This window comes from Streptomyces sp. NPDC048441, assembly GCF_043200235.1.
Lineage (GTDB): Bacteria > Actinomycetota > Actinomycetes > Streptomycetales > Streptomycetaceae > Streptomyces.
The window spans coordinates 58,664-80,016 of the sequence record NZ_JBICXM010000005.1 but is presented as its reverse complement, the minus strand read 5'-3'; the positions used below and the strand labels follow the sequence as shown (position 1 = coordinate 80,016).

The 21,353-nt window shown below is 70.5% G+C and carries 18 protein-coding genes; 10 read left to right on the top strand and 8 right to left on the bottom strand.

Annotation, left to right across the window (positions count from 1 at the left end; all coding sequences use genetic code 11):
- Positions 1-15: 15 nt before the first annotated feature.
- Entirely contained in the window at positions 16-798 is a 783-nt protein-coding gene (locus ACGFSB_RS14030; protein WP_393398222.1) for an adenosylcobinamide-GDP ribazoletransferase, read from the top strand.
- Here ACGFSB_RS14030 and ACGFSB_RS14025 read toward each other — a convergent pair.
- On the bottom strand, positions 784-1,620 hold the full coding sequence (locus tag ACGFSB_RS14025) for an endo alpha-1,4 polygalactosaminidase (protein ID WP_393398220.1): 837 nt from the start codon (positions 1,618-1,620) through the stop codon (positions 784-786). The two genes, ACGFSB_RS14030 and ACGFSB_RS14025, sit on opposite strands and share 15 nt — an antisense overlap.
- Positions 1,621-1,818: 198 nt before the next feature.
- Here ACGFSB_RS14025 and ACGFSB_RS14020 point away from each other — a divergent pair, with 198 nt between their 5' ends.
- The 5 genes from ACGFSB_RS14020 to aceE all read left to right on the top strand — a co-directional run bounded on the left by ACGFSB_RS14020 (position 1,819) and on the right by aceE (position 10,628).
- The gene (locus ACGFSB_RS14020; protein ID WP_393398218.1) at positions 1,819-3,360 is read left to right on the top strand and encodes a leucyl aminopeptidase; all 1,542 of its coding nucleotides are present in this window, start codon (positions 1,819-1,821) and stop codon (positions 3,358-3,360) included.
- Between the two features lie 295 nt (positions 3,361-3,655).
- The gene (gene lpdA / locus ACGFSB_RS14015) at positions 3,656-5,044 is read left to right on the top strand and encodes a dihydrolipoyl dehydrogenase (protein ID WP_393398216.1); all 1,389 of its coding nucleotides are present in this window, start codon (positions 3,656-3,658) and stop codon (positions 5,042-5,044) included.
- Between the two features lie 64 nt (positions 5,045-5,108).
- Positions 5,109-6,848, top strand: a complete 1,740-nt coding sequence (gene sucB, locus ACGFSB_RS14010) for a 2-oxoglutarate dehydrogenase, E2 component, dihydrolipoamide succinyltransferase (protein WP_393398214.1) — start codon at positions 5,109-5,111, stop codon at positions 6,846-6,848.
- Positions 6,849-6,995: 147 nt separating this feature from the next.
- Positions 6,996-7,619 (top strand): GntR family transcriptional regulator, encoded by a 624-nt coding sequence (locus ACGFSB_RS14005; RefSeq protein ID WP_393398212.1) that lies wholly within the window; start codon positions 6,996-6,998, stop codon positions 7,617-7,619.
- 312 nt (positions 7,620-7,931) lie between these two features.
- Positions 7,932-10,628: a pyruvate dehydrogenase (acetyl-transferring), homodimeric type gene (aceE, locus tag ACGFSB_RS14000; RefSeq protein WP_393398210.1), complete on the top strand. Its 2,697-nt coding sequence runs from the start codon at positions 7,932-7,934 to the stop codon at positions 10,626-10,628.
- A gap of 75 nt (positions 10,629-10,703) precedes the next feature.
- Here aceE and ACGFSB_RS13995 read toward each other — a convergent pair whose 3' ends face one another.
- Positions 10,704-11,684, bottom strand: coding sequence for a helix-turn-helix transcriptional regulator (locus tag ACGFSB_RS13995; RefSeq protein ID WP_393398208.1), 981 nt, complete (start codon positions 11,682-11,684; stop codon positions 10,704-10,706).
- A gap of 15 nt (positions 11,685-11,699) precedes the next feature.
- A complete protein-coding gene (locus ACGFSB_RS13990; RefSeq protein ID WP_393398206.1) occupies positions 11,700-12,707 on the bottom strand; it encodes an SDR family oxidoreductase in 1,008 nt (335 codons plus the stop codon).
- A 133-nt stretch (positions 12,708-12,840) separates the two neighbouring features.
- Between ACGFSB_RS13990 and ACGFSB_RS13985 the strand changes: the two genes are divergently transcribed.
- Positions 12,841-13,365, top strand: coding sequence for a DUF4240 domain-containing protein (locus ACGFSB_RS13985; protein WP_393399016.1), 525 nt, complete (start codon positions 12,841-12,843; stop codon positions 13,363-13,365).
- Between the two features lie 77 nt (positions 13,366-13,442).
- Here the strand turns inward: ACGFSB_RS13985 and ACGFSB_RS13980 are convergent, their stop codons facing one another.
- The 3 genes from ACGFSB_RS13980 to ACGFSB_RS13970 all read right to left on the bottom strand — a co-directional run bounded on the left by ACGFSB_RS13980 (position 13,443) and on the right by ACGFSB_RS13970 (position 15,913).
- Positions 13,443-14,285 carry a peptidoglycan recognition protein gene (locus ACGFSB_RS13980; RefSeq protein WP_393398204.1) on the bottom strand — a complete coding sequence of 281 codons (843 nt, stop codon included), beginning with the start codon at positions 14,283-14,285 and terminating at the stop codon, positions 13,443-13,445.
- A 78-nt stretch (positions 14,286-14,363) separates the two neighbouring features.
- Complete coding sequence (locus ACGFSB_RS13975) at positions 14,364-14,951, bottom strand: MepB family protein (RefSeq protein WP_393398202.1); 588 nt, start codon at positions 14,949-14,951, stop codon at positions 14,364-14,366.
- A gap of 176 nt (positions 14,952-15,127) precedes the next feature.
- Positions 15,128-15,913 (bottom strand): SDR family NAD(P)-dependent oxidoreductase, encoded by a 786-nt coding sequence (locus ACGFSB_RS13970; protein WP_393398200.1) that lies wholly within the window; start codon positions 15,911-15,913, stop codon positions 15,128-15,130.
- Positions 15,914-16,057: 144 nt separating this feature from the next.
- On the opposite strand from ACGFSB_RS13970, the gene ACGFSB_RS13965 reads away from it, so the two are divergent.
- Positions 16,058-16,750, top strand: coding sequence for a TetR family transcriptional regulator (locus ACGFSB_RS13965; RefSeq protein ID WP_393398198.1), 693 nt, complete (start codon positions 16,058-16,060; stop codon positions 16,748-16,750).
- Positions 16,751-16,757: 7 nt separating this feature from the next.
- On the opposite strand, the gene ACGFSB_RS13960 is transcribed toward ACGFSB_RS13965, so the two are convergent.
- Together ACGFSB_RS13960 and ACGFSB_RS13955 are read right to left on the bottom strand one after the other, a co-directional pair.
- Positions 16,758-17,900, bottom strand: coding sequence for a PP2C family protein-serine/threonine phosphatase (locus tag ACGFSB_RS13960; RefSeq protein WP_393398196.1), 1,143 nt, complete (start codon positions 17,898-17,900; stop codon positions 16,758-16,760).
- Positions 17,901-18,014: 114 nt separating this feature from the next.
- A complete protein-coding gene (locus ACGFSB_RS13955; protein WP_393398194.1) occupies positions 18,015-18,503 on the bottom strand; it encodes a GNAT family N-acetyltransferase in 489 nt (162 codons plus the stop codon).
- 113 nt (positions 18,504-18,616) lie between these two features.
- On the opposite strand from ACGFSB_RS13955, the gene ACGFSB_RS13950 reads away from it, so the two are divergent.
- The gene (locus ACGFSB_RS13950; protein ID WP_393399013.1) at positions 18,617-19,516 is read left to right on the top strand and encodes a TIGR01777 family oxidoreductase; all 900 of its coding nucleotides are present in this window, start codon (positions 18,617-18,619) and stop codon (positions 19,514-19,516) included.
- A gap of 206 nt (positions 19,517-19,722) precedes the next feature.
- Positions 19,723-21,063 (top strand): NAD(P)/FAD-dependent oxidoreductase, encoded by a 1,341-nt coding sequence (locus tag ACGFSB_RS13945; protein WP_393398192.1) that lies wholly within the window; start codon positions 19,723-19,725, stop codon positions 21,061-21,063.
- Positions 21,064-21,353: the final 290 nt, after the last annotated feature.

Below are 21,353 nucleotides of genomic sequence, written 5' to 3'. Positions count from 1 at the left end.
CTGTAGCCTGCCGCGGTGCCCAGAACATCCCCCGCCGACGGCCTCCGTTTCGCCTTCGGCACCCTCACCGCGCTCCCCGTCAGAGTCAGCCGCTGGGACCGCGAAGCAGCCCGCTCCGGGATGCTTTGCGCCCCACTGGCAGGGCTGGTGGTCGGCCTCTGCGCCGCAGCGATCGGCGGGGTTCTCATGGCTCTGGGAGCGGAACCGCTCCTCGCGGCAGTGGCGACCGCCGCCGTGCCCGCCGTGCTCACCAGGGGCCTGCACCTGGACGGCCTCGCCGACACCGCCGACGGGCTCGGCAGTGCCAGACCCGCCGACCAGGCCCTCCGCATCATGAAGCAGTCCGACGTCGGTCCCTTCGGCGTCATCACGCTGCTTTTCGCCCTGCTCGCCCAGGTTGCCGTTCTCTTTCAGTTGTACGACGCCTCCTGGAGCCGGGGAGCACTCGCCGCCGTCGTCTCGGCGACCGCCGCCCGCCTCGCGCTCACCCTGGCCGCCCGCGACGGCATCCCCCCGGCCCGCCCGGAGGGCCTTGGAGCAGCGGTGGCCGGGACGGTCGGCAAGGGCTCCGCCCTGCTCATCGCCGCCGCGGTGACCGTCGCCGCGGCAGCCGCCGCCGCGCCCTGGGGGGCGTACGACATCGTGCGGTTCGCGGCCGCCGTCGTCCTCGCCGTCTGCGCCGCCGAACTGCTCCTGCGCCACTGCGTCCGCCGCTTCGGTGGCATCACCGGTGACGTCTTCGGCGCGCTCGCCGAGACCGCCGCCACAGCGGCCCTGGTGGTCCTAGCCCTCGGCTGAGCCGCCGCAGGCCTCGCGCCACACGCCCAGTTCGTACTTCTTCAGCATCGAGGACAGCTTCAGCTTCCGCGCCTGGGGGCAGAACTCGCGCGTCGGCAGCTCGTACTCGACGTGGAACACCGCCTTCCCCGCCTCGATGAACGGCTTCCAGCGCGCGCACTCGTCGTACTGCGCACACTGCTCGTTGACCGCGAAGTCGAAGTCCTCCACCAGGCTCGGGATCTGGTCCGGATCGTTCTTCAGGCCCACGGCCATCCCGCGATCGTGCGCGAGACGCGCGATCAGGCGGTTGTAGCGGAGCTGATCCGTGCCGGTGAGCCGGAAGCCGGTGCGGTTGGCGTAGCCGTCCATGTTGTCCGGCTCGACCGCGTCGAAGCCCTTCTTGCGGCACATCTCGATGCGCTCGGCCATCAGGGGTTCGAGGACGTCCGTGCGGCGGATGTCGAGCCAGCGCTCGCCGCCCCAGCCGTTGCCCTTGCCAAGGACCGACTTGGGGAACTTGCCCGCGTCAGGGCGGAACTCCTCCCAGGCGCCCGTGGAGAGGTAGCAGATGACCTTACGGCCGCGCTTGTGCAGGTCGGTGACCGTCGCCTTGGAGTGGTTGAACCCGTCGATGTCGTAGACGGGCGCGTCGACGGAAGGGTCGAGCCTGCCGCTGAGTTGCCACTGCCAGTCGGTCCCCGGACGCGGCTGCCACCGGGAGCCCGATGGTTCGTCGGCGTTGTCCGCGGGTGCCGAACAGCCTGCCAGGAGCACGAGCAGCGCGAGGAGGAGGGCGCTTCCGCGGGGGCTGTGGGCCGCGACACGTAGATCAAATGACACAGGGTCACGGTACGGGGATCGCCTCTTTCAAACATAAATGTTGCGCCACGAACGGATGAATCTCCACCAGCGCGATCGAATGGGCGCGACGCGCGTAGGCTCATGTTCGGCGCCCTTCCGGCCCGTTCTAGGCTGGCGCCGGGCCGGTCGACCCACCCCATCGGCCGAAGAACTCAACGGAAGCGAGAATTCACCACCGTGACTGCTCTGACTCTCAGCACCGCCGCCGCGTCCGGCCTGCGTGCCGACGCGATCGTCGTCGGCGTCGCCAAGGGCGCCAAGGGGCCGGTCGTCGCTCCGGGCGCCGAAGCCGTGGACAAGGCGTTCGACGGCAAGCTCGCCTCCGTCCTGGAGACCCTCGGCGCCACGGGCGGCGAGGGCGAAGTGACCAAGCTGCCCGCGCCCTCCGGCTTCAAGGCGCCCGTCGTCCTCGCGGTCGGTCTCGGCTCGGTGCCGGAGAAGGACGAGACGTACGGCACGGACGCCCTGCGCCGCGCCGCCGGCACCGCCGCGCGCGCCCTGACCGGCGCGAAGAAGGCCGGGTTCGCGCTCCCCTCCGAGGACGCCGATGACACCGGCGCGATCGCCGAGGGCGCCCTGCTCGGCGCGTACTCCTTCGACGCCTACAAGGACAACGGCTCCGCGAAGGGGAAGGAGGGCAAGAACGGCAAGGACGCCAAGGGTCCGCTCGCCGAGATCGCCCTCCTGGGCGGCAAGCCCCGCGACAAGGCGTTCAAGGCCGCAGTCGAGCGCGCCACCGCCGTGTCCGAGGAGCTCAACCGCGCCCGCGACCTCATCAACACCCCGCCGAACGACCTGAACCCCGAGGCCTTCGCCGCGGTCGCCACCGCGGCCGCCAAGGAGCACGGCATCAAGGTCCAGGTCCTGGACGAGAAGGCGCTCGCCAAGGGCGGCTTCGGCGGCATCCTCGGCGTCGGCGTCGGCTCGGACGCCCCGCCGCGCCTGGTGAAGCTCTCGTACACGTCGTCCAAGGCGAAGAAGCACCTCGCCTTCGTCGGCAAGGGCATCACGTACGACTCGGGCGGCATCTCGCTCAAGCCCGCAGGGCACAACGAGACGATGAAGTGCGACATGGCCGGTGCCGCGGCCGTCTTCGCCGCCGTCGTCTCCGCCGCGCGCCTCGGCCTCGAGGTGAACGTCACCGGCTGGCTCGCACTCGCCGAGAACATGCCGTCCGGCTCCGCGACCCGCCCCGGCGACGTCCTGCGGATGTACAGCGGCAAGACCGTCGAGGTGCTCAACACGGACGCCGAGGGCCGTCTCGTCCTGGCCGACGCGATCGCCAAGGCCTCCGAGGACGAGCCCGACGCGATCGTCGACGTCGCCACGCTGACCGGCGCGATGATGATGGCGCTCGGCAGCCGCACCTTCGGCATCATGGCCAACGACGACGCGTTCCGCGCCGCGATCCACGACGTCTCCCTGGAGGCGGGCGAGGACTCCTGGCCGATGCCGCTGCCCGAGCACCTGATGAAGGGCATGGACTCCCCCACCGCCGACATCGCCAACATGGGCGAGCGCATGGGCGGCGGTCTGGTGGCCGGCCTCTTCCTGAAGGAGTTCGTCGGCGAGGGCATCACCTGGGCGCACCTGGACATCGCGGGCCCGGCCTACAACGAGGGCGGCGCGTTCGGTTACACGCCCAAGGGCGGCACCGGCACCGCGGTCCGCACCCTGGTCCGCCTCGCGGAGCGCACGGCCGCGGGCGACCTCGGCTGATCCGCCGTACGTGAAGTCGGGGCCCGGACGTCCAGATGTCCGGGCCCCGACCGATTTCGCCCTCGACGAAATACGTATGTTCGTACGGGGTCGTATCCCCCGGACGTGGCGAATCAGACGTCTCACAGCCCGGCCCGCCGTCCCACCTGTCGCCGACAAGTGCGAAGATGGGTTCTCGGCAGGACAGGGCCCCCACCACAGGGCCGAAACAAGAGCGGCCGAATACCAGCCGACCGACCGCGTCCCACCGGGAAGAGCGGTCCGGCGTACGGCGCACATGCATGGAGGACGTGACGTGGCGAACGACGCCAGCACCGTTTTCGACCTAGTGATCCTCGGCGGCGGTAGCGGCGGTTACGCCGCGGCACTGCGCGCGTCGCAGCTGGGCCTCGACGTCGCCCTGATCGAAAAGGGCAAGGTCGGCGGCACCTGCCTGCACAACGGCTGCATCCCGACGAAGGCGCTGCTGCACGCCGGTGAGATCGCCGACCAGGCACGCGAAGCCGACCAGTTCGGCGTGAAGGCCACCTTCGAGGGCATCGACATGGCGGCCGTCCACAAGTACAAGGACGACGTGATCTCGGGCCTCTACAAGGGCCTGCAAGGACTCATCGCCTCGCGCAAGGTGACGTACATCGAGGGCGAGGGCAAGCTTTCGTCCCCGACCTCGGTGGATGTGAACGGCCAGCGTGTCCAGGGCCGCCACGTGCTTCTCGCGACCGGCTCCGTGCCGAAGTCGCTGCCGGGCCTGGAGATCGACGGCAACCGCATCATCTCCTCGGACCACGCGCTGGTCCTGGACCGCGTCCCGAAGTCCGCGATCATCCTGGGCGGCGGCGTCATCGGCGTCGAGTTCGCCTCGGCGTGGAAGTCCTTCGGAGCCGAGGTGACCGTCGTCGAGGGCCTCAAGCACCTTGTGCCCGTCGAGGACGAGAACAGCTCCAAGCTTCTTGAGCGCGCGTTCCGCAAGCGCGGCATCAAGTTCAACCTCGGCACCTTCTTCGAGAAGGCCGAGTACACGCAGGACGGCGTCCGCGTGACCCTCGCCGACGGCAAGACCTTCGACGCCGAGGTGCTTCTGGTCGCCATCGGCCGCGGCCCGGTCTCCGCCGGTCTCGGCTACGAGGAGCAGGGCGTCGCGATGGACCGCGGCTATGTCCTGGTCGACGAGTACATGCAGACCAACGTCCCGACCGTCTCGGCCGTGGGCGACCTGGTGCCGACCCTCCAGCTCGCGCACGTCGGCTTCGCCGAGGGCATCCTGGTGGCGGAGCGCCTGGCCGGTCTCAAGACCGTCCCGATCGACTACGACGGCGTGCCGAAGGTGACGTACTGCCACCCCGAGGTCGCCTCCGTGGGCATCACCGAGGCCAAGGCCAAGGAGATCTACGGCGCGGACAAGGTCGTCGCCCTCAAGTACAGCCTGGCGGGCAACGGCAAGAGCAAGATCCTCAAGACCGCGGGCGAGATCAAGCTCGTCCAGGTCAAGGACGGTGCCGTGGTCGGCGTCCACATGGTCGGCGACCGCATGGGCGAGCAGGTCGGCGAAGCGCAGCTGATCTACAACTGGGAGGCGCTGCCCGCAGAGGTCGCCCAGCTCATCCACGCCCACCCGACGCAGAACGAGGCGATGGGCGAGGCTCACCTGGCCCTCGCGGGTAAGCCTCTGCACTCCCACGACTGACCTTTCAGTCACACGGGCGCGACGACCTAGACTTCCGCAATTTTCGTAAGGAGCAACTGAAACCATGGCGGTTTCCGTATCCCTTCCGGCGCTCGGCGAGAGCGTCACTGAGGGCACTGTCACCCGTTGGCTGAAGGCCGAGGGCGAGCGCGTCGAGGCCGACGAGCCGTTGCTCGAGGTCTCGACCGACAAGGTCGACACCGAGATCCCCTCCCCTGCCGCCGGCATCCTGGCCTCCATCAAGGTCGCCGAGGACGAGACCGTCGAGGTCGGCGCCGAGCTGGCCGTCATCGACGACGGCAGCGGTGCGCCCGCTGCCGAGTCCGCCCCGGCCGCCGAGCCCGCGCAGGCCGAGGCTCCGGCCCCGGCTGCCGAAGCCCCCGCGGCTCCGGCTCCCGCCGCCGAGGCCCCTGCCGCTCCGGCAGCCCCGGCCGGTGGCGCCTCCGGCACCGACGTCACGCTGCCCGCCCTCGGTGAGTCGGTCACCGAAGGCACCGTCACCCGGTGGCTGAAGGCCGTCGGCGACGAGGTCGCCGAGGACGAGCCGCTGCTCGAGGTCTCGACCGACAAGGTCGACACCGAGATCCCCTCCCCGGTCGCGGGCGTGCTGCTCGAGATCGTCGTGGGCGAGGACGAGACCGCCGAGGTCGGCGCCAGGCTCGCCGTCGTCGGCGCCGCTGGTGCCGCTCCGGCGGCTGCGGCTCCGGCCGCCCCCGCTGCTCCGGCCGCTGCTCCGGCCCCGGCCGCGCCTGCTGCCCCGGCTGCTCCCGCCGCTCCGGCTCCGGCTCCGGCTGCTCCGGCCGCGCCCGCCCCGGTCGCGCCGTCCGCTCCGGCTCCGGTCGCTCCGGTCGCTCCGGCTGCCCCGGCCGCTGCCGAGGACGAGGGCGCGTACGTCACGCCGCTCGTGCGCAAGCTCGCGAACGAGCACGGCGTGAGCCTGGCGTCCGTCAAGGGCACCGGCGTCGGTGGCCGCATCCGCAAGCAGGACGTCGTCGCCGCCGCCGAGGCCGCGAAGGCCACCCCGGCTCCCGCCGCTGCCGCCCCGGCCGCCTCGAAGGCCCCGGCCCTCGAGGTGTCCCCGCTGCGCGGTCAGACGGTCAAGATGACCCGTATGCGCAAGGTCATCGGCGACAACATGATGAAGGCGCTGCACTCGCAGGCCCAGCTGACCTCGGTCCTCGAGGTCGACATCACGAAGCTGATGAAGCTGCGCAACAAGGCCAAGGACGCCTTCGCCGCCCGTGAGGGCGTCAAGCTGTCCCCGATGCCGTTCTTCGTCAAGGCCGCCGCCCAGGCGCTGAAGGCCCACCCGGTCGTCAACGCCCGGATCAACGACGACGAAGGCACCATCACGTACTTCGACTCGGAGAACATCGGCATCGCCGTTGACGCCGAGAAGGGTCTGATGACGCCGGTCATCAAGGGTGCGGGCGACCTGAACATCGCCGGTATCTCCAAGAAGACCGCCGAGCTCGCGGGCAAGGCCCGTGGCGGTGGCCTCACCCCGGACGACATGTCCGGCGCCACCTTCACGGTCTCCAACACCGGTTCGCGCGGTGCCCTGTTCGACACGGTCATCGTGCCGCCGAACCAGGCCGCGATCCTGGGCATCGGTGCCACGGTGAAGCGTCCGGTCGTCATCGACCACCCGGAGCTCGGCGAGACCATCGCCGTCCGCCACATGACGTACCTCTCGCTCTCCTACGACCACCGTCTGGTGGACGGCGCGGACGCCGCCCGCTACCTGACCACGGTCAAGGCGATCCTGGAGGCCGGCGAGTTCGAGGTCGAGCTCGGCCTGTAGTTCTGCCGCGGTTCTTCGGCCCGTAGGGCTGTAAGACTCGTCTCATCAGCGCGTACGCCCCCGTCCGGAGGTTTCCGGACGGGGGCGTCGCCGTATTGTCTAGGGGTCACCACGCCCTGGGGCGCTGCCCCCGCCGGAGGAGCCCACATGACCGCGCCCGTTGTTCACTCGCTGCGCGAACAGATCCGCGAGCACATCGTGGAGGGAATCGTCAGCGGGCGCTGGCAGCCGGGCGAGCGGATCGTGGAGCGGCGGATCGCCGTTGAGCTGGAGGTCTCGCAGACTCCCGTCCGCGAAGCCCTGCGGGAGCTGGAGACGCTGCGGCTCATCGAGTCCGCACCCAACAAGGGCGTACGGGTGCGGAATCTGACGGCGGCGGATCTCGAGGAGAGCTATCCCGTCCGTGCGGGCCTGGAAGCGATCGCCGCCGAGCTCGCGGCCGCGAGCCTGGCCGAGGACTGCTCGGCCCTCGAACCCCATGTGGCGGCCCTGTACGAAGCCGACCGGGCCTCCGACGGGACCTCCCAGGTGCGGCACACGGTGGGCTTCCACCGGGAGTTGGTGCGGGCCGCGAACAACTCCGTGCTCCTTCACACGTGGGAAGGGCTCGGCATCGAGGTCTTCACCGCCCTTTCGATCCGGTGGCTCGGGACGGTTCAGCAGTCGTACGCGGAGGAGCACGAGGCTCTGGTCTCCGCTTTCCGGCGGCGGGATCCGGCGATCGCGGAGCTGGTGAAGGCCCATGTGCTGGGCTGCGCACCGCGCGCCTGACACTCGCTGAGCACCATCTGAACCCCGGACACCGTAGGAGCGTGAAGGCGCTCATACGTGCTCTCACCTGCACAGATGCCTGCACGGACCCTTTGAATCGAAGGCACCGCGTGCCCGCCTTACTGGCACCGGATGCCTACTTTCTTGATATTGAGGAGTTTTCGCCTTCAACCCTTTGATCGATCATCGATCACGGAGTTACAGTCTTCGACGGGCTCTCACCCGAGCCTCGCGCCCTGTCCTGCCAAAGACCTAGGGCAACCCCACCCCTTACCGAACAGGGGACCCCCTCCGACTCAGGAAGGCGGCGACATGACCGACCCCTCCGCAATCCAGCCGAGCGAGCTCGACCAGCTCCCGGACCGCGACCCCGAGGAGACCGCCGAATGGCAGGCCTCCCTGGACGCCGTTACCCAGGCGGCCGGGCCGCACCGAGCCGCATATCTGATGCGGCGCACGCTGGAGCGCGCCGAGGGCGCGGGCCTGGCGCTGCCCAAGCTCCTTGAGACCGACTACGTCAACACCATCCCCACCTCCGCCGAGCCCGCGGTCGAGGGCGACGAGGCGATGGAACAGCGGATCGCCGCGTGGAACCGCTGGAACGCGGCCGCGATGGTGACCCGGGGCAGCAAGTACGGCGTCGGTGGCCACATCGCCACCTTCGCCTCCGCCGCCTGGCTGTACGAGACCGGCTTCAACCACTTCTTCCAGGGCAAGGAGGGGGACGGCTCCGGCGACCAGCTGTACATCCAGGGCCACGCCTCCCCCGGCATCTACGCCCGCGCCTTCCTCGACGGCCGTCTGAACGAGGCGCAGCTCGACAACTTCCGCCGCGAGTCGGGCGGCGACGGCCTCCCCTCCTACCCGCACCCGCGCCGCCTGCCCTGGCTGTGGGAGTTCCCGACCGTATCGATGGGCCTCGGCCCGCTGTCGGCGATCTACCAGGCCCGGTTCAACCGGTACCTCACCAACCGCAACATCAAGGACGTCTCCGCCTCGCACGTGTGGGCGTTCCTCGGTGACGGCGAGATGGACGAGCCCGAGTCGACGGCAGCCCTCGCGCTCGCCGCGCGTGAGGGTCTCGACAACCTCACGTACGTCATCAACTGCAACCTCCAGCGCCTCGACGGCCCCGTCCGCGCCAACTTCCGCGTGGTGCAGGAGCTGGAGGCCCAGTTCCGCGGTGCGGGCTGGAACGTCATCAAGGTCCTGTGGGGCAACGCCTGGGACGAGCTGTTCAAGCTCGACACCACGGGCGCCCTCGTCCGCCGCCTGCGTGAGGTGCCGGACGCGCAGTTCCAGACGTACGCGACCCGCGACGCCACGTACATCCGCGAGCACTTCTTCGGCGCCGAGCCCGCGCTCGTCGCCCTCGGCCAGCTGCTGAGCGACGACAAGATCAGCGAGTGTTTCCACCTCTCGCGCGGCGGCCACGAGGCCCGCAAGGTCTACGCGGCCTACCGTGCGGCGGTGACCCACAAGGGCGCGCCTACCGTGATCCTCGCGCAGACGGTCAAGGGCTTCACGCTCGGCAAGGGCTTCGAGTCCAAGAACGCCAACCACCAGATGAAGAAGCTCTCGGTGGACGAGTTCAAGGACATGCGTGACCTCCTTGAGCTGCCGATCTCCGACAGCCAGTTCATCGACGGCCAGGTGCCCTACGGCCACCCGGGTGCCGACTCCCCCGAGGTCCGCTACCTCCAGGAGCGCCGTGCCGCCCTCGGCGGTCCTGCCCCGGCCCGTCGCACGCAGCCCCTCTCCCCGCTGCCCGCCCCGGCCGACAAGTCGTTCGCCGCGTTCGACAAGGGCTCCGGCAGCCAGTCGATGGCGACGACCATGGCGTTCGTACGCCTGGTCAAGGATCTCGTACGGGACAAGGAGACCGGCAAGCGCTGGGTGCCGATCGTCCCCGACGAGGCGCGCACCTTCGGCATGGAGTCGCTCTTCCCGTCGCTCGGCATCTACTCGCCCAAGGGTCAGACGTACGAGCCGGTCGACCGCGACCAGCTGATGTACTACAAGGAAGCCAAGGACGGCCAGATCCTCAACGAGGGGATCACCGAGGCCGGTTCCATGGCGGACTTCATCGCCGCTTCGTCGTCGTACGCGACGCACGGCGAGGCGATGATCCCCTTCTACATCTTCTACTCGATGTTCGGCTGGCAGCGGACCGCCGACCAGATGTGGCAGCTCGGCGACCAGCTCGGCCGCGGCTTCCTCGTCGGCGCCACCGCCGGTCGTACGACGCTGACGGGTGAGGGTCTCCAGCACGCGGACGGCCACTCGCCGGTGATCGCCGCGACGAACCCCGCCGCCATGTCGTACGACCCGGCGTTCGCCTACGAGGTCGCGACGATCGTCAAGGACGGTCTGCGCCGGATGTACGGCGAGGCGGCCCCCGGTGAGGACCAGAACGTCTTCTACTACCTCACCGTCTACAACGAGCCGATGCCGCAGCCCGCGAAGCCCGCGGGTGTGGACGAGGGCATCGTGCGCGGTCTGTACCGCTTCAACACGGCCGAGACGGCGGGTCACTCCCCCGCCGCGAACGCCTCGCGCATCCAGCTGATCGGTTCGGGTACGGCCATCCACTGGACCCTCTCCGCGCAGAAGATGCTCGCCGAGGAGTGGGGTGTGGCCGCCGACGTGTGGTCCGCGACCTCCTGGACCGAGCTGCGGCGCGACGCCCTCGACGCGGACGAGGCGATCCTGCGCGGCGAGGAGCGGACTCCGTACGTGCGGAGCGCGCTTGAAGGTGCGCAGGGTCCCGTGCTTGCCGTCTCCGACTACATGCGGCAGGTTCCCGACCAGATCGCGCAGTGGGTCGAGCAGGACTACTCGTCGCTCGGCGCGGACGGGTTCGGGCTCTCGGACACGCGTGATGCGGCGCGTCGCCACTTCGGCATCGACGCCGAGTCGATCGTCGTGGCCGCGCTCGCGCAGCTTGCCCGTCGCGGTGAGGTGCCCGCCGCGGCGGTGAAGGAGGCTCGGGCCAAGTACGGTCTGTAGACCTTCGGCCTGATGTGCCTGATGTGCTTGATGTGAGAGCGGGTCCCTGCCTGGGTGGCGGGGGCCCGCTTTCGGCTACTCGTAGCGGCTGGCCATGTGCGTTGCCGCCGCTGCGAAACGCTCCCTCAGCGTTGCCGGGGCCAGGACCTCTGCCTCTGGGCCCAGGGACATGAGCTGGGTGTACGCGATCTCCTCGTTCTCCACCGGCAAGGTGACCGTCACCCAGCCCTCCGCGTCCGGCTCGCTCGCGCTCTCGAGTGCCTCACGTACGGACACGACATCGATGGCGTACGGAAGCTGTCTTACGCCCGGCCCGGAGAGGCGGAGCACGACCTCGGAGCGCAGGATCGCCCTCGCGAACTGCGCGGCCCGCTCGTCCCAGAAGCCCGGCAGATCGAACTCCTCGTCGCGTACGAAGCGGGCCTCACCGGCGGCGATCGCGGTGAACCTGTCGATGCGGTAGACGCGGAACGAGCCCGTGTCCGGCATACCCTGCACCCGCGCGCACAGGTACCAGACGCCCGCCTTGAGCACGAGTCCGTAGGGCTCCAACTCCCGCTCCACCTCGTCGTCCTGGCGCCGGTAGCGGGCGGTGACGCGGCGGTCGTCCCACACCGCGTCCGCCAACGGAGGCAACAGCTCCGGCGCCGGAATGTCCCTGAACCACCCCGGTGCGTCCAGATGAAACCGCTGCGACGCGCTCTGCGACGCGTCGCGCAGGGAGGGCATCAAGGCCGCCGACACCTTCAGGCGGGCCGCGGACGAGGCGTCCTCCAGGCCCATCTCCCGCAGTGCGCCGGGCACACCGGACAGGAACAGTGCCTCCGCCTCGCTGCGTCCGAGGCCGGTGAGGCGGGTCCGGTAGCCGCCGATGAGGCGGTAGCCGCCGGTCCGCCCGCGGTCCGCGTAGACCGGGACTCCCGCCTCCGAAAGGGCCTGTGCGTCCCGCGTGATGGTCCGCTCGGACACTTCGAGCTCGCCCGCGAGCTCCGCGGCGGTCATGGAGGGCCTGGCCTGGAGCAGAAGCACCATCTTGATGAGGCGTGCAGCGCGCATGTCCCCATGATGCCGCTAGCGGTAGCCGGTGACGTCCGCCTCCTTGCTCTCCTGGTCGACCTCCGTGATGTAGCGCCAGGCGTCGGGCGCCGAACCGTCCACGTCCGTGAAGCCGTACTCCTTGGCGAGGCCGCCGCTGGAGAGCGACTTGCCGTTCCACCGGGCCACTTCGGGGTCGGAGGCGAGCGCGACGAGGGCCCGGCCCACGAACGTCGGGGTCTCGGAGATCGCGAAGTGCGGGTTCTGCTCGCGGCCGTCGAGCCAATTCTCCTCGGTGACCTTGAAGTAGGTGTCGAGCATCGCCTCGGAGCGCAGCCAGCCGGGGCTCAGACAGAGCGCCGTGCAGCCGTACTCCTCGATCTCCTCGGCGAGGTTGCGCGCCATCCGCAGGGGGGCTGCCTTGGTCAGGTCGTAGTAGAAGGGCTTGCGGTAGTTGTGGTTGTTGTACTCGTCCGTACCGTCCGTGACCTCGACGACCAGGCCGCCGGGGTTCTTGATGAGCAGGGGCAGCGCGTACCGGCTGGTGACGATGTGGGTCTCGATGCCGAGGCGCATGAGGCGCAGCCCCTTGTCGAGGTCGTGCTCCCACATCTTCTTGTCCCACTCGACGTGGACGTCGCCGCCCCAGATGTCGTTGACCAGAATGTCCAGACGGCCCTGCTCCCGGTCGATCCGCTCGACGAGGGCCTCGACCTGCTCGGGCTCGAGATGATCGGTGGGTACGGCGATTCCGGTGCCTGTTCCTGTTCCGCCTGTTCCTGTTCCGCCTGTTCCGCCTGTTCCGCCTGCTTCCCTGCCTGCGGCGGTGATCAGCTCCGCGGTCTCCTCGATGGTCTCGGTGGTTCGGCCCACCTCGCTGCTGTGCCCGCGGGTCGTCCGCCCCGTCGCGTAGACGGTGGCTCCGGCGCGGCCGAGCTCCACGGCCATGGCCCGGCCCGCGCCACGGGTGGCACCGGCGACGAGGGCGACCTTTCCGGTCAGTGCGTGCGAGTTCTCCGACGAAAGTTCTGGCGTGCTGTCCATGCCTCCGAGGCTGCCACCCAATGCCGACATCTGCTGTCGGGTTTTCCATGGGCATGTGCACGCATAACGACACAGCCGCATCCGCCGCACTCCGCGTGCGTACCCACCCCTCAGGACCGATGCTTGTCCCGTGATGGACGAGACGGAGTTCTGGGAGATCGTGGACCGCACCCGCGTGGCCGCCGAGGGCGACCCCGAGGACCACGCCGACCTGCTCACCGAGAGACTGCTCGAGCTCGAGCCCGACATGGTGCTCGACTTCGCCCGTCACTTCGAGGCCCGCTACAACCGCGCGTACCGCTGGGATCTTTGGGGCGCGGCCTGGATCCTCCTCGACGGTGCCAGCGACGACGCCTTCGACTACTTCCGCTGCTGGCTGATCGGCCAGGGCCGGGAGGTCTTCGAGGGCGCCCTGCACGACCCCGACTCGCTCGCGGACCTCCTCGAGGACTTCGACGAGGAGATCGACGGCGACGGCGAGGAGCTGGGCTACGCCGCCGACGAGGCCTACGAACAGCTCACCGGCGTCGTCACCCCCGCCCTCGGCATCGCACCCGCCCCCGCGGAACCGGCGGGAACGCCGCTCGACTTCGAGAACCAGTCGACGCTGGCCCAGCGCTATCCCCAGCTCTGGGAGCGGTTCGGCGGGGTCGACTGAGGGGTCGGCTGACTGAGCGACTGAGGGGGCAAGTGAGGGACCGCCCCCATCCTTCGGCTCCTGTTACCACCTACCACCTACCGCCTCTGTAGCCGTGCCGCCTCCTCCCGGATCCTGGGGAGCGCGGCGGTCAGCGCCGCACCCGGGCACTGCGTGTAGTAGCCGTCGTTGTGTCCGGACACCGCGCTGAACTGGCCGCTCGTCCCCGCCCGGTACTTGCTGAGGCTGTTCGTCGACACCATCCGCACCGTGGCACGCGGGTCCACGTCCGAAAGGCCGAGCTTCCACGCGGCCAGTGCCGCCACCGCATCGGTCATCGCCCGAGGAACAGGCGTCCCGGCCGTGAACGTCCCGATCGCCGCTATCCCCACCGACCCCTGATTGAAGCCCTGCGTGTGCGCCCCCATCACGGCTCGATCGATGCCGCCCGCACGCCCCTCGTAGATGGTCCCGCAGCGGTCGACGAGGAAGTTGTAACCGATGTCGTCCCACTGCCTGCCCTCCGTCTGACCGGCGTAGAGATAGTGGATGAGGCGTGGGACGTCCGCGCAGTCGTAGCCGTTCGGCGAGTCCGTGTGGTGCACGAACACCGCGTGGACCCGGTCGGCATACCGGGCGGGCGGCTGATGAGGCACCTCACCGCCCAGCCACTCGGCGCGCGGCACGATCCGCGGCTGCGCCGCCGCATGGCCTACCACCCTGCGCACCGGACCGTCGCCCGATTTTCCCGCCGCTCCGGGTCCCACGAACACCGCGCACATCAGCAGAATCCCCACGGCCGCGACACCGGGCACGCAGCACAGCACCACACGGGCGGCGCGGGCGGCACGACCACCCCAGGTCGTGGCTGCCACGCGCGCCCCCACCGCACGCACCACCACCGGCACGCGCGTCGCGGACACTCCACGGAAGACACGCATGGTCCGACCCTCCGGCCCATCCCCGCCGCACGCGATCCATGGGCCGCCATTTGGCGGACGAGTGGTCGTCGTAGACGATCAGCGATCGCGTGTCGGGTGGTAGAGCTCTCGGGCGCGGGCAGCCAGGCCGATGGGCCCTTCCTGGTGCAGGTCCAGGAAGAAGTCCACCTGCCATGCCTGCGCGCTGCCGGCCTGGCGGTTCGTGGTGATCACCCAGGGCGGGTAGACACGGAAGGCGCGTTTCCCACCGGATCCGTTTACGGATACGACACCGTGCTCACGGAGCGCGTCCAGGGGGAAGACGAACTGACCGAAGTGGTCATGATCGCGGGCACTGTCATGATCGCGGGCACTGACGACAACGAGGTCGATGGGGTCCGTGGCGTCGAAGGGCTGGATGGGCCCGTCCGGAGACCTCTTCCAGACGGTGACGAACTGGCCGACCTTGGTGGGGGTCGTCTTGGCTGCGCGGAACCGGACGGAGAGGCCGTCAAGAGTGAACTCGTGAGCGGCGTAAGCGGCACCCTCTGCTTCGGGCACAGGCTGCGAGCCAGTGAACCCGCAGGGGTCGTAGACGAGCTCCTTCGCCGCAATGAGATCTCCGTGGGCCGCGGTGGTGTCCCGCCACGGCGTGAGATCGGCTGGATACCTGCGGTTCGTCGTCATTCGCCCACTCTGCCAGTCGCCATTCACCCGCCCTGCCACGGGTGCGTGGACGCAGTCGGCTCGGTTGCTCCGGGTGGCGAACCCGACGCGACCGGGCGGCCCCGAAGTGCCTGATCTGACGCTCCGGGGCGCCGAGTTGCCGCAGCCGTCGCAGCCGTCGCGACCGTCGCCATCTGTCAGAAGTGGGTGCCGCCGTCGACCCGGACCTCCGTGCCGGTGATGAACTTGCCGTCCTGCGAGCCCAGCATCGCGACCACGGAGGCCACGGACTCCGGTCCCGCGAAGCCCTGACCGATGGCGGGGGCCAGCTTCACGAACAGGCTCATGTCGGCGTCCTCGGGCAGGCCGGGGCCCACGCTCTGCTTGCTGGCGCCGCTGCCGTCGGTCATGCCGCTGGATATGGAGCCGGGCTGGACGGAGTTGAAGCGGATGCCCTGCTTGCCGTACTCGGAGGCCAGCGCGTGTGTCATGGACTGGATGCCGCCCTTGCTGGCCGCGTACGCCGCCATGTACGGGTGGGCGAACATCGCGGAGGTGGAGCTGAAGTTGATGACGGCGGCGTCATCGCCTTCGAGCAGGGCCGGGATCGCCTCGCGGATCATCAGGAATGTGCCGACCAGGTTGACCTGGATGACGCGGTTGAAGGAATCGAGGCTGGTCTCGTGCGTGTGCGAGGAGCGCAGGACGCCCGCCGCGTTCACCAGGACGTCCAGGCCGCCGAGCGCGGTCACCGCGGCGGCGACGCCCTCGCGCACCGAGGTCTCGTCGGAGATGTCGACCACGAGGGTGGTGAGGCGGTCGGCCGCGGCGCCCGCCTTCTCGAGGGTGTCCTTCAAGCCCGCCTCGCTGACGTCGGCGGCCACGACCTTGCCGCCCTCCTCGAGGATCCGAAGGACGGCGGCCTGCCCGATGCCCGAGCCACCGCCGGTGATGAGTGCACGACGGTCTGCGTAGCGGTTCATGAAATGCCTCCGATCAACTCCGGGCTCCCGGGTCCGCCCATGGACCCGGCCTTTCCGGTCTGATTTCAATGTACGCCCGCCTGGCACGTTTTGCCAGGCAGGCAATTCATGTATCAGGGTGAGAAACGCGCGTAGGCTGCGGGGGTGAGCACCCAACCGCCGCGGCCTTCGCAGCCCCCGCAGCCGCCGTCGCAGCCTTCGTCGCAGCCATCGCTGACCGAGCGCCGCAAAGCGGCCACGCAGCTCGACATCGCCCGCGCCGCAGCCGAGCTCTTCGCGGAGCGCGGCCCTGACGGCACCACCGCCGAAGAGATCGCGGGCCGGGCCGGAGTGGCGCTGCGCACCTTCTACCGGTACTTCCGCAACAAGCAGGACGCGGTCGCGCCGCTCCTGGCGGGCGGCGCGGACGAGTGGCGTGCCCACCTGGCGGAGCTCGACCCGGCAGCCGGAGTGCCGACCGCCCTGGAGCAGTCCATCGCGGACGCCCTCACGGCGGCGGACGACCGTGCGGCCGAGGCCATGGAGCGGACCCGGGGCCTCCTGCGCGCCGCACAGGACGATCCGGCGCTGCGCGCCGTCTGGTACCGCGTGAACCAGGAGTCGGAGGAGCAGCTCGTCCCCGTGCTCGCCCGCCTTGCCGGGGACGGCGCCGACGCGCTGGACGTACGGCTGGCGGCGGCTGCCGCCACGGACGCCATCCGCCTCGCCCTGGAGACCTGGGCCACGACCGACGCGCCCACCGACGGCCCCGGCTCCCCTGCCGCCCTGGCGGTGCGCTGCCTGCGTGAGCTGGCGGGCGGGCTGCGGCTGCTGGACACCGGGCGCCCGGCGCGGTGACGTACGGCTAGCGCTGCTCCAGCCCCGCCATAGGCCCTTGCTCCAGCACCGGCTCCAGCGAGAACGCCAGCAGTGCCACGTCGTCCCCGACCCCTCCGCAGAACCGCATCAGATCCCTCCAGATCGCGGACGTCAGCACCGCCGGGTCGTCCAGTACGTCGGCGGGGAGCAGCGACAGGCGCTCGGCCAGCGGGTAGAAGGCGCCGGACGCGTCCCGCGCCTCGGTCACCCCGTCGGTCACCACCAGGAGCCGGTCGCCGGGCTTCAGGTCCACGGTCACCTCGTCGGGCGTGGCGATGTCGGCGATCCCCAGACCCAGCGGGGCGCCCGGAGCCACGGCGAGCTCCTCGACGGTCCCGCCGCGCAGCAGGAACGGGGGCGGGTGACCGCAGGAGACGAGCCGCAGCTCCGGAGCGTCGCCCCGGAACTCGAGGAGCATGGCGGTGGCGAACAGTTCGGTGTGCTCGGCCTGCTCGGAGTCGATCACCAGACGACGGTCGAGCCGGGCTGCGACCCCCTCCAGGTCGGGCTGGTCGAGCACCGCCTCCCGGAAGGCACCGAGCAGCGCGGCGACCGTGCCCACGGCCGCGAGCCCGTGTCCCTGCACATCGCCGACCAGTGCCCGCACGCCACAGGGGCCCTTGCGTACGTCGAAGAGGTCGCCGCCGACCAGTGTCCCGCGCTGTGCCGCGCGATAGAGGCCCGCGCAGCGCACCGGGCCCACGCGCTCCGGCAGCGGCGGCAGGACGGCGAACTGGGCGGCCTCCGCGACCGTGCGGACGGTGACGAGCTGGGCGTCGCGCCGGCCGCGTACCCAGGCGAACACGATGCTGAGCAGTGACACGAAGGTGATGGTCAGGAGATCGCTGTTCCCGGGGCGGCCGAGCTCGAACTCAGGCAGGGAGAGCAGCATGATCACGGTGCCGCCGAAGAGGGCCGTGGCGGAGGCGCCGTACGAGAGCGCGGCGAGCGGCGGCACGGCGGCGAGCAGGAAGCTGAGGTCGACCGTCTCCGGAGTGGACAGCTGGATGACGCAGAGCACGACCAGGAGCACCGGTGGGGGCCAGCGCACCCAGTGGGGCGGCGGCGCGCCGCGCAGCCAGCCCGGCTCCACGCGGTCCCGCCGACTGGCAGCAGCGGTCCTGAACATCGGTTCGCTCCTTCCAGCCGCCCTTCTCACGCTCCTACGCGCGCGTGGCCACCGCACGCCGGGCCGGTCCGTCGGGTGCCTGCCCCGTGAGCGTCCCGGCCGGACGGAGGGTTGTCAGAGCACGCGCCCCATGAGCACATCGTCCACGTACACGCCGTCGAGCAAGAATTCCCCCGGCAGCACCCCCTCGACCACGAAGCCCTCCGATTCGTAGAGCGTCCGCGCCGGAGTGTTGTGGCCGAGCACCCGCAGCGTGATGCGCCGCGCGCCCTGACGGCGGGCCTCGTCCACCGCGGCCCTGACGAGGCGGCGGCCGACGCCCTTGCCGCGCACCCCCTCGGCGACGGCGAAGCCCAGGATCTGGCGTACGTGGGCGTTGGCGAGGAGGGAGGTGGGGAAACCGAGCCTTATATAGCCGACGACTTCGCCGTGCGTCACGGCGACCAAGTGGGCGTGAGGGCCGAAGCGTTCACTGAAGAACGGCGGGTGCGGGGGCCGCGGGGCCGGCTGGACCGCGTGCAGCGTGGACCAGGTGGCGCGGTCGATGCGGCCGAGGGCTTCCTCGTCGTCCGGCAGAGCGGTACGTATGTGCGTGTCCGGCATGGGCGTCACTGTACGACGGCCACATGGCGCCTCTGGGCGGATTTTCGCGGCAGGATGGCGTCATGGAGCCCACCGAGCCCGAGCAGTCAGCCCCGCCCGTGCGACCGTCCCCCGTGCGACCGTCCCGTATCGCCGTGGCCGGTGCCTCCGGCCTCATCGGAACGGCCCTGACCCGCGCCCTCACCGACGACGGTCACGAGGTGGTGCGGCTCGTGCGCCGGGCACCTCGTACGAAGTACGAGGTGCGATGGGACCCCAAGGAGGGGTACGTCGACGTGGCGGGGCTCGCGGGCTGCGACGCGCTCGTCAACCTGGCCGGAGCAGGCGTCGGCGATCATCGCTGGACAGCCGCCTACAAGCAGGAGATCCGGGACAGCAGGGTGCTCGGCACCGCGGCGCTCGCCGAGGCCGCCGCCTCGCTCGACGAGCCGCCTCGGGTGTTCCTGTGCGCGAGCGCGATCGGCTACTACGGAGACACCGGTCAGCGCGCGGTGGACGAAAGCGCCCCTCCCGGAGAGGGCTTCCTGCCGTCCCTGTGCGTGGAGTGGGAGGGTGCGGCGGCCGCGGCACAGGAAGCGGGGATCCGCACGGTCTTCGCGCGCAACGGCCTGGTGGTGGCGCGCGAGGGCGGGGCCTGGGGGCGGATGTTCCCGCTCTTCAAGGCGGGGCTCGGCGGGCGCCTCGGCAACGGCCGGCAGTACTGGAGCCATATCGCGCTGCACGACGCGGTCGCCGCGCTGCGGCACGTCCTCGACACGGAGGAGCTGTCGGGGCCGGTCAATCTGACGGCGCCCGACCCGCTCACCAACCGTGAGGTGACGGCCGCGATGGGGCGAGTGCTGCACCGGCCCACGCTCTTCACGGCGCCGAGGCCCGCGCTGCGCGTCGTACTCGGCGAAATGGCCGGGGACGTGCTCGGCAGCCAGCGGGTCCTTCCGACCCGGCTCCTGGAGTCGGGATTCTCGTTCGCGTTCCCGGGGATCGAGGAGTCGATCCGCGCGGCCCTGCGGTAAGCGGCGTCGAGGCAGGCGACACCTCAGGGAGCAGCACCTCGGCCGATCACTTTCTTCGCGTGTGCGACCGTCGTGCGACCGTGCCCGGTCGATGCGCGACTGCCGCTGACCGTTTCGACTCCTACTCTCGGGCGGAACTCGGGTATTCCGGGGCCTTGTTGAGGGCATGACGTCCTCAGCAACGGCGCAACCTCCGGGAGGGGCACGTGCTAGAGCCTGCGCACCATGCGGATGTCGTCATCGTGGGAGCGGGGGTCGCTGGACTGTCGGCCGCTCACCGCCTGACCAGTGCTGGTGTAACGACCGTCGTCCTGGAGGCCGCCCCTTACGTCGGTGGGCGCATGTCGACGGAGAAGGTCGACGGGTTCCGGCTCGACAGGATCGGACAGCTGCTCACCACGTCCTATCCCGAGCTGCGGAACACACCGGGGCTCGACGCACTCGTACTGCGGCCCTTCGTGCCCGGCATCCTGGTGCACAGTGACGGTCGGCACCATCGCTCCGTCGAGCCCACGAGCGCCCGGCGCGCAAGAGGCGCACTCAGCGCTGCGCGCGCCCTCGCAAGCGCCCCCAGGGTTCCGCGGGCCACGCGGACCGCGTCCCGCGCCGCTCCCCTCGGCGGCGCCCTCGACCAGGCCCGTCTCGGCGCGGCACTCGCCCGGCTCTCGGCAACCCCCGTCGACCGCCTCCTGGCCCGCCCCGAACTCCCCGCGGCGGACGCCCTCTTCGCCCGCGGCCTGCCCTCGCGCACCGTCAACGGCTTCCTGCGCCCACTGCTTTCGGCACTCCTCTGCGACCCAAACCTGACGACGTCGAGCCGGTGCGCGGACCTCGCCCTGCACGCCTTCGCACGCGGCCGCCTGTGTCTGCCGGAGGGCGGCGCCGAGATGCTGCCCGAGCTCCTGTCGGCCTCGCTGCCACCGGGGACGGTGCGCACCGGCGTACGCGTCACGGCCGTCTCCACCACCTCGATCACGACCGCCGACCACGGCGAACTGAGCTGCCGCGCCGTCCTGCTCGCCACCGACGCCCGCGCCGCCGCCGAGCTGCTGCCCGGCCTGCGCGTGCCGACCTTCCACCCGGTGACCGTGCTGCACCACGCGGCCCCCGAGCCACCGCTCGCCGAGGCCGCGCTGCTCCTCGACGCCGACCGTTCGGGTCCGGTCGCGCACACGGCCGTGATCAGCCACGTGGACCCCTCACGCGCGCCCGCGGGCCGCGCTCTCGTCTCGTCGACGGTCCTCGGCCCGCCGCCGGACGAGCGCGCCGTCCTCGCCCATCTCGGCGAGTTGTACGGCACATCGACCGCCCGCTGGGAGTCCCTCGCCGTCCACCACACGCGCGAGGCGGTGCCCGCGATGCCGCCCCCGCACGATCTGCGCCGCCCGGTACGCCTGCTCGCCGGGCTCTACGTGTGCGGGGACCACCGGGACACCAGCACGGTGCAGGGGGCCCTGTACTCGGGCCGCCGCGCGGCGCGGGCCGCGCTCGCCGACCTCGGCGTGGATCCCGCGTACAGGGCGTATCCCCTGCCGCTGGTGGCCTGACGGACACGCCCATCTGATCCATCCGACCTATAGGCCATCCGCCTCTCCCGCACGGCACTTCCGTACGACATCTCCGTACGACCGTCAGAAGCTCACGCACCCCCTGCAACACCCCTTGCCACACCGGTATCCCACAGCTACGGTCCCACCGGATCGCCAAGCTGCGGGAGGACTCACGTGCGTCGCACCATGCCGGCGGTATCGCTCATCCTCGGCCTATTCATGGGAGGTCTAGCATTGCCAACCGCCCACGCCGAAACAACCGGAACAGCCGGAACAGCCGGAACCAC

Bases quoted from the DNA above. Each gene is read 5' to 3' on its own strand.
- ACGFSB_RS13985 (WP_393399016.1), top strand. From the start codon at position 12,841: ATGGACGAGACGGAGTTCTGGGAGATCGTGGACCGCACCCGCGTGGCC.
- aceE (WP_393398210.1), top strand. From the start codon at position 7,932: ATGACCGACCCCTCCGCAATCCAGCCGAGCGAGCTCGACCAGCTCCCG.
- ACGFSB_RS14005 (WP_393398212.1), top strand. From the start codon at position 6,996: ATGACCGCGCCCGTTGTTCACTCGCTGCGCGAACAGATCCGCGAGCAC.
- ACGFSB_RS13970 (WP_393398200.1), bottom strand. From the start codon at position 15,913: ATGAACCGCTACGCAGACCGTCGTGCACTCATCACCGGCGGTGGCTCG.
- ACGFSB_RS13990 (WP_393398206.1), bottom strand. From the start codon at position 12,707: ATGGACAGCACGCCAGAACTTTCGTCGGAGAACTCGCACGCACTGACC.
- sucB (WP_393398214.1), top strand. From the start codon at position 5,109: ATGGCGGTTTCCGTATCCCTTCCGGCGCTCGGCGAGAGCGTCACTGAG.
- ACGFSB_RS13960 (WP_393398196.1), bottom strand. From the start codon at position 17,900: ATGTTCAGGACCGCTGCTGCCAGTCGGCGGGACCGCGTGGAGCCGGGC.
- ACGFSB_RS13995 (WP_393398208.1), bottom strand. From the start codon at position 11,684: ATGCGCGCTGCACGCCTCATCAAGATGGTGCTTCTGCTCCAGGCCAGG.
- ACGFSB_RS13955 (WP_393398194.1), bottom strand. From the start codon at position 18,503: ATGCCGGACACGCACATACGTACCGCTCTGCCGGACGACGAGGAAGCC.
- ACGFSB_RS13980 (WP_393398204.1), bottom strand. From the start codon at position 14,285: ATGCGTGTCTTCCGTGGAGTGTCCGCGACGCGCGTGCCGGTGGTGGTG.
- ACGFSB_RS13975 (WP_393398202.1), bottom strand. From the start codon at position 14,951: ATGACGACGAACCGCAGGTATCCAGCCGATCTCACGCCGTGGCGGGAC.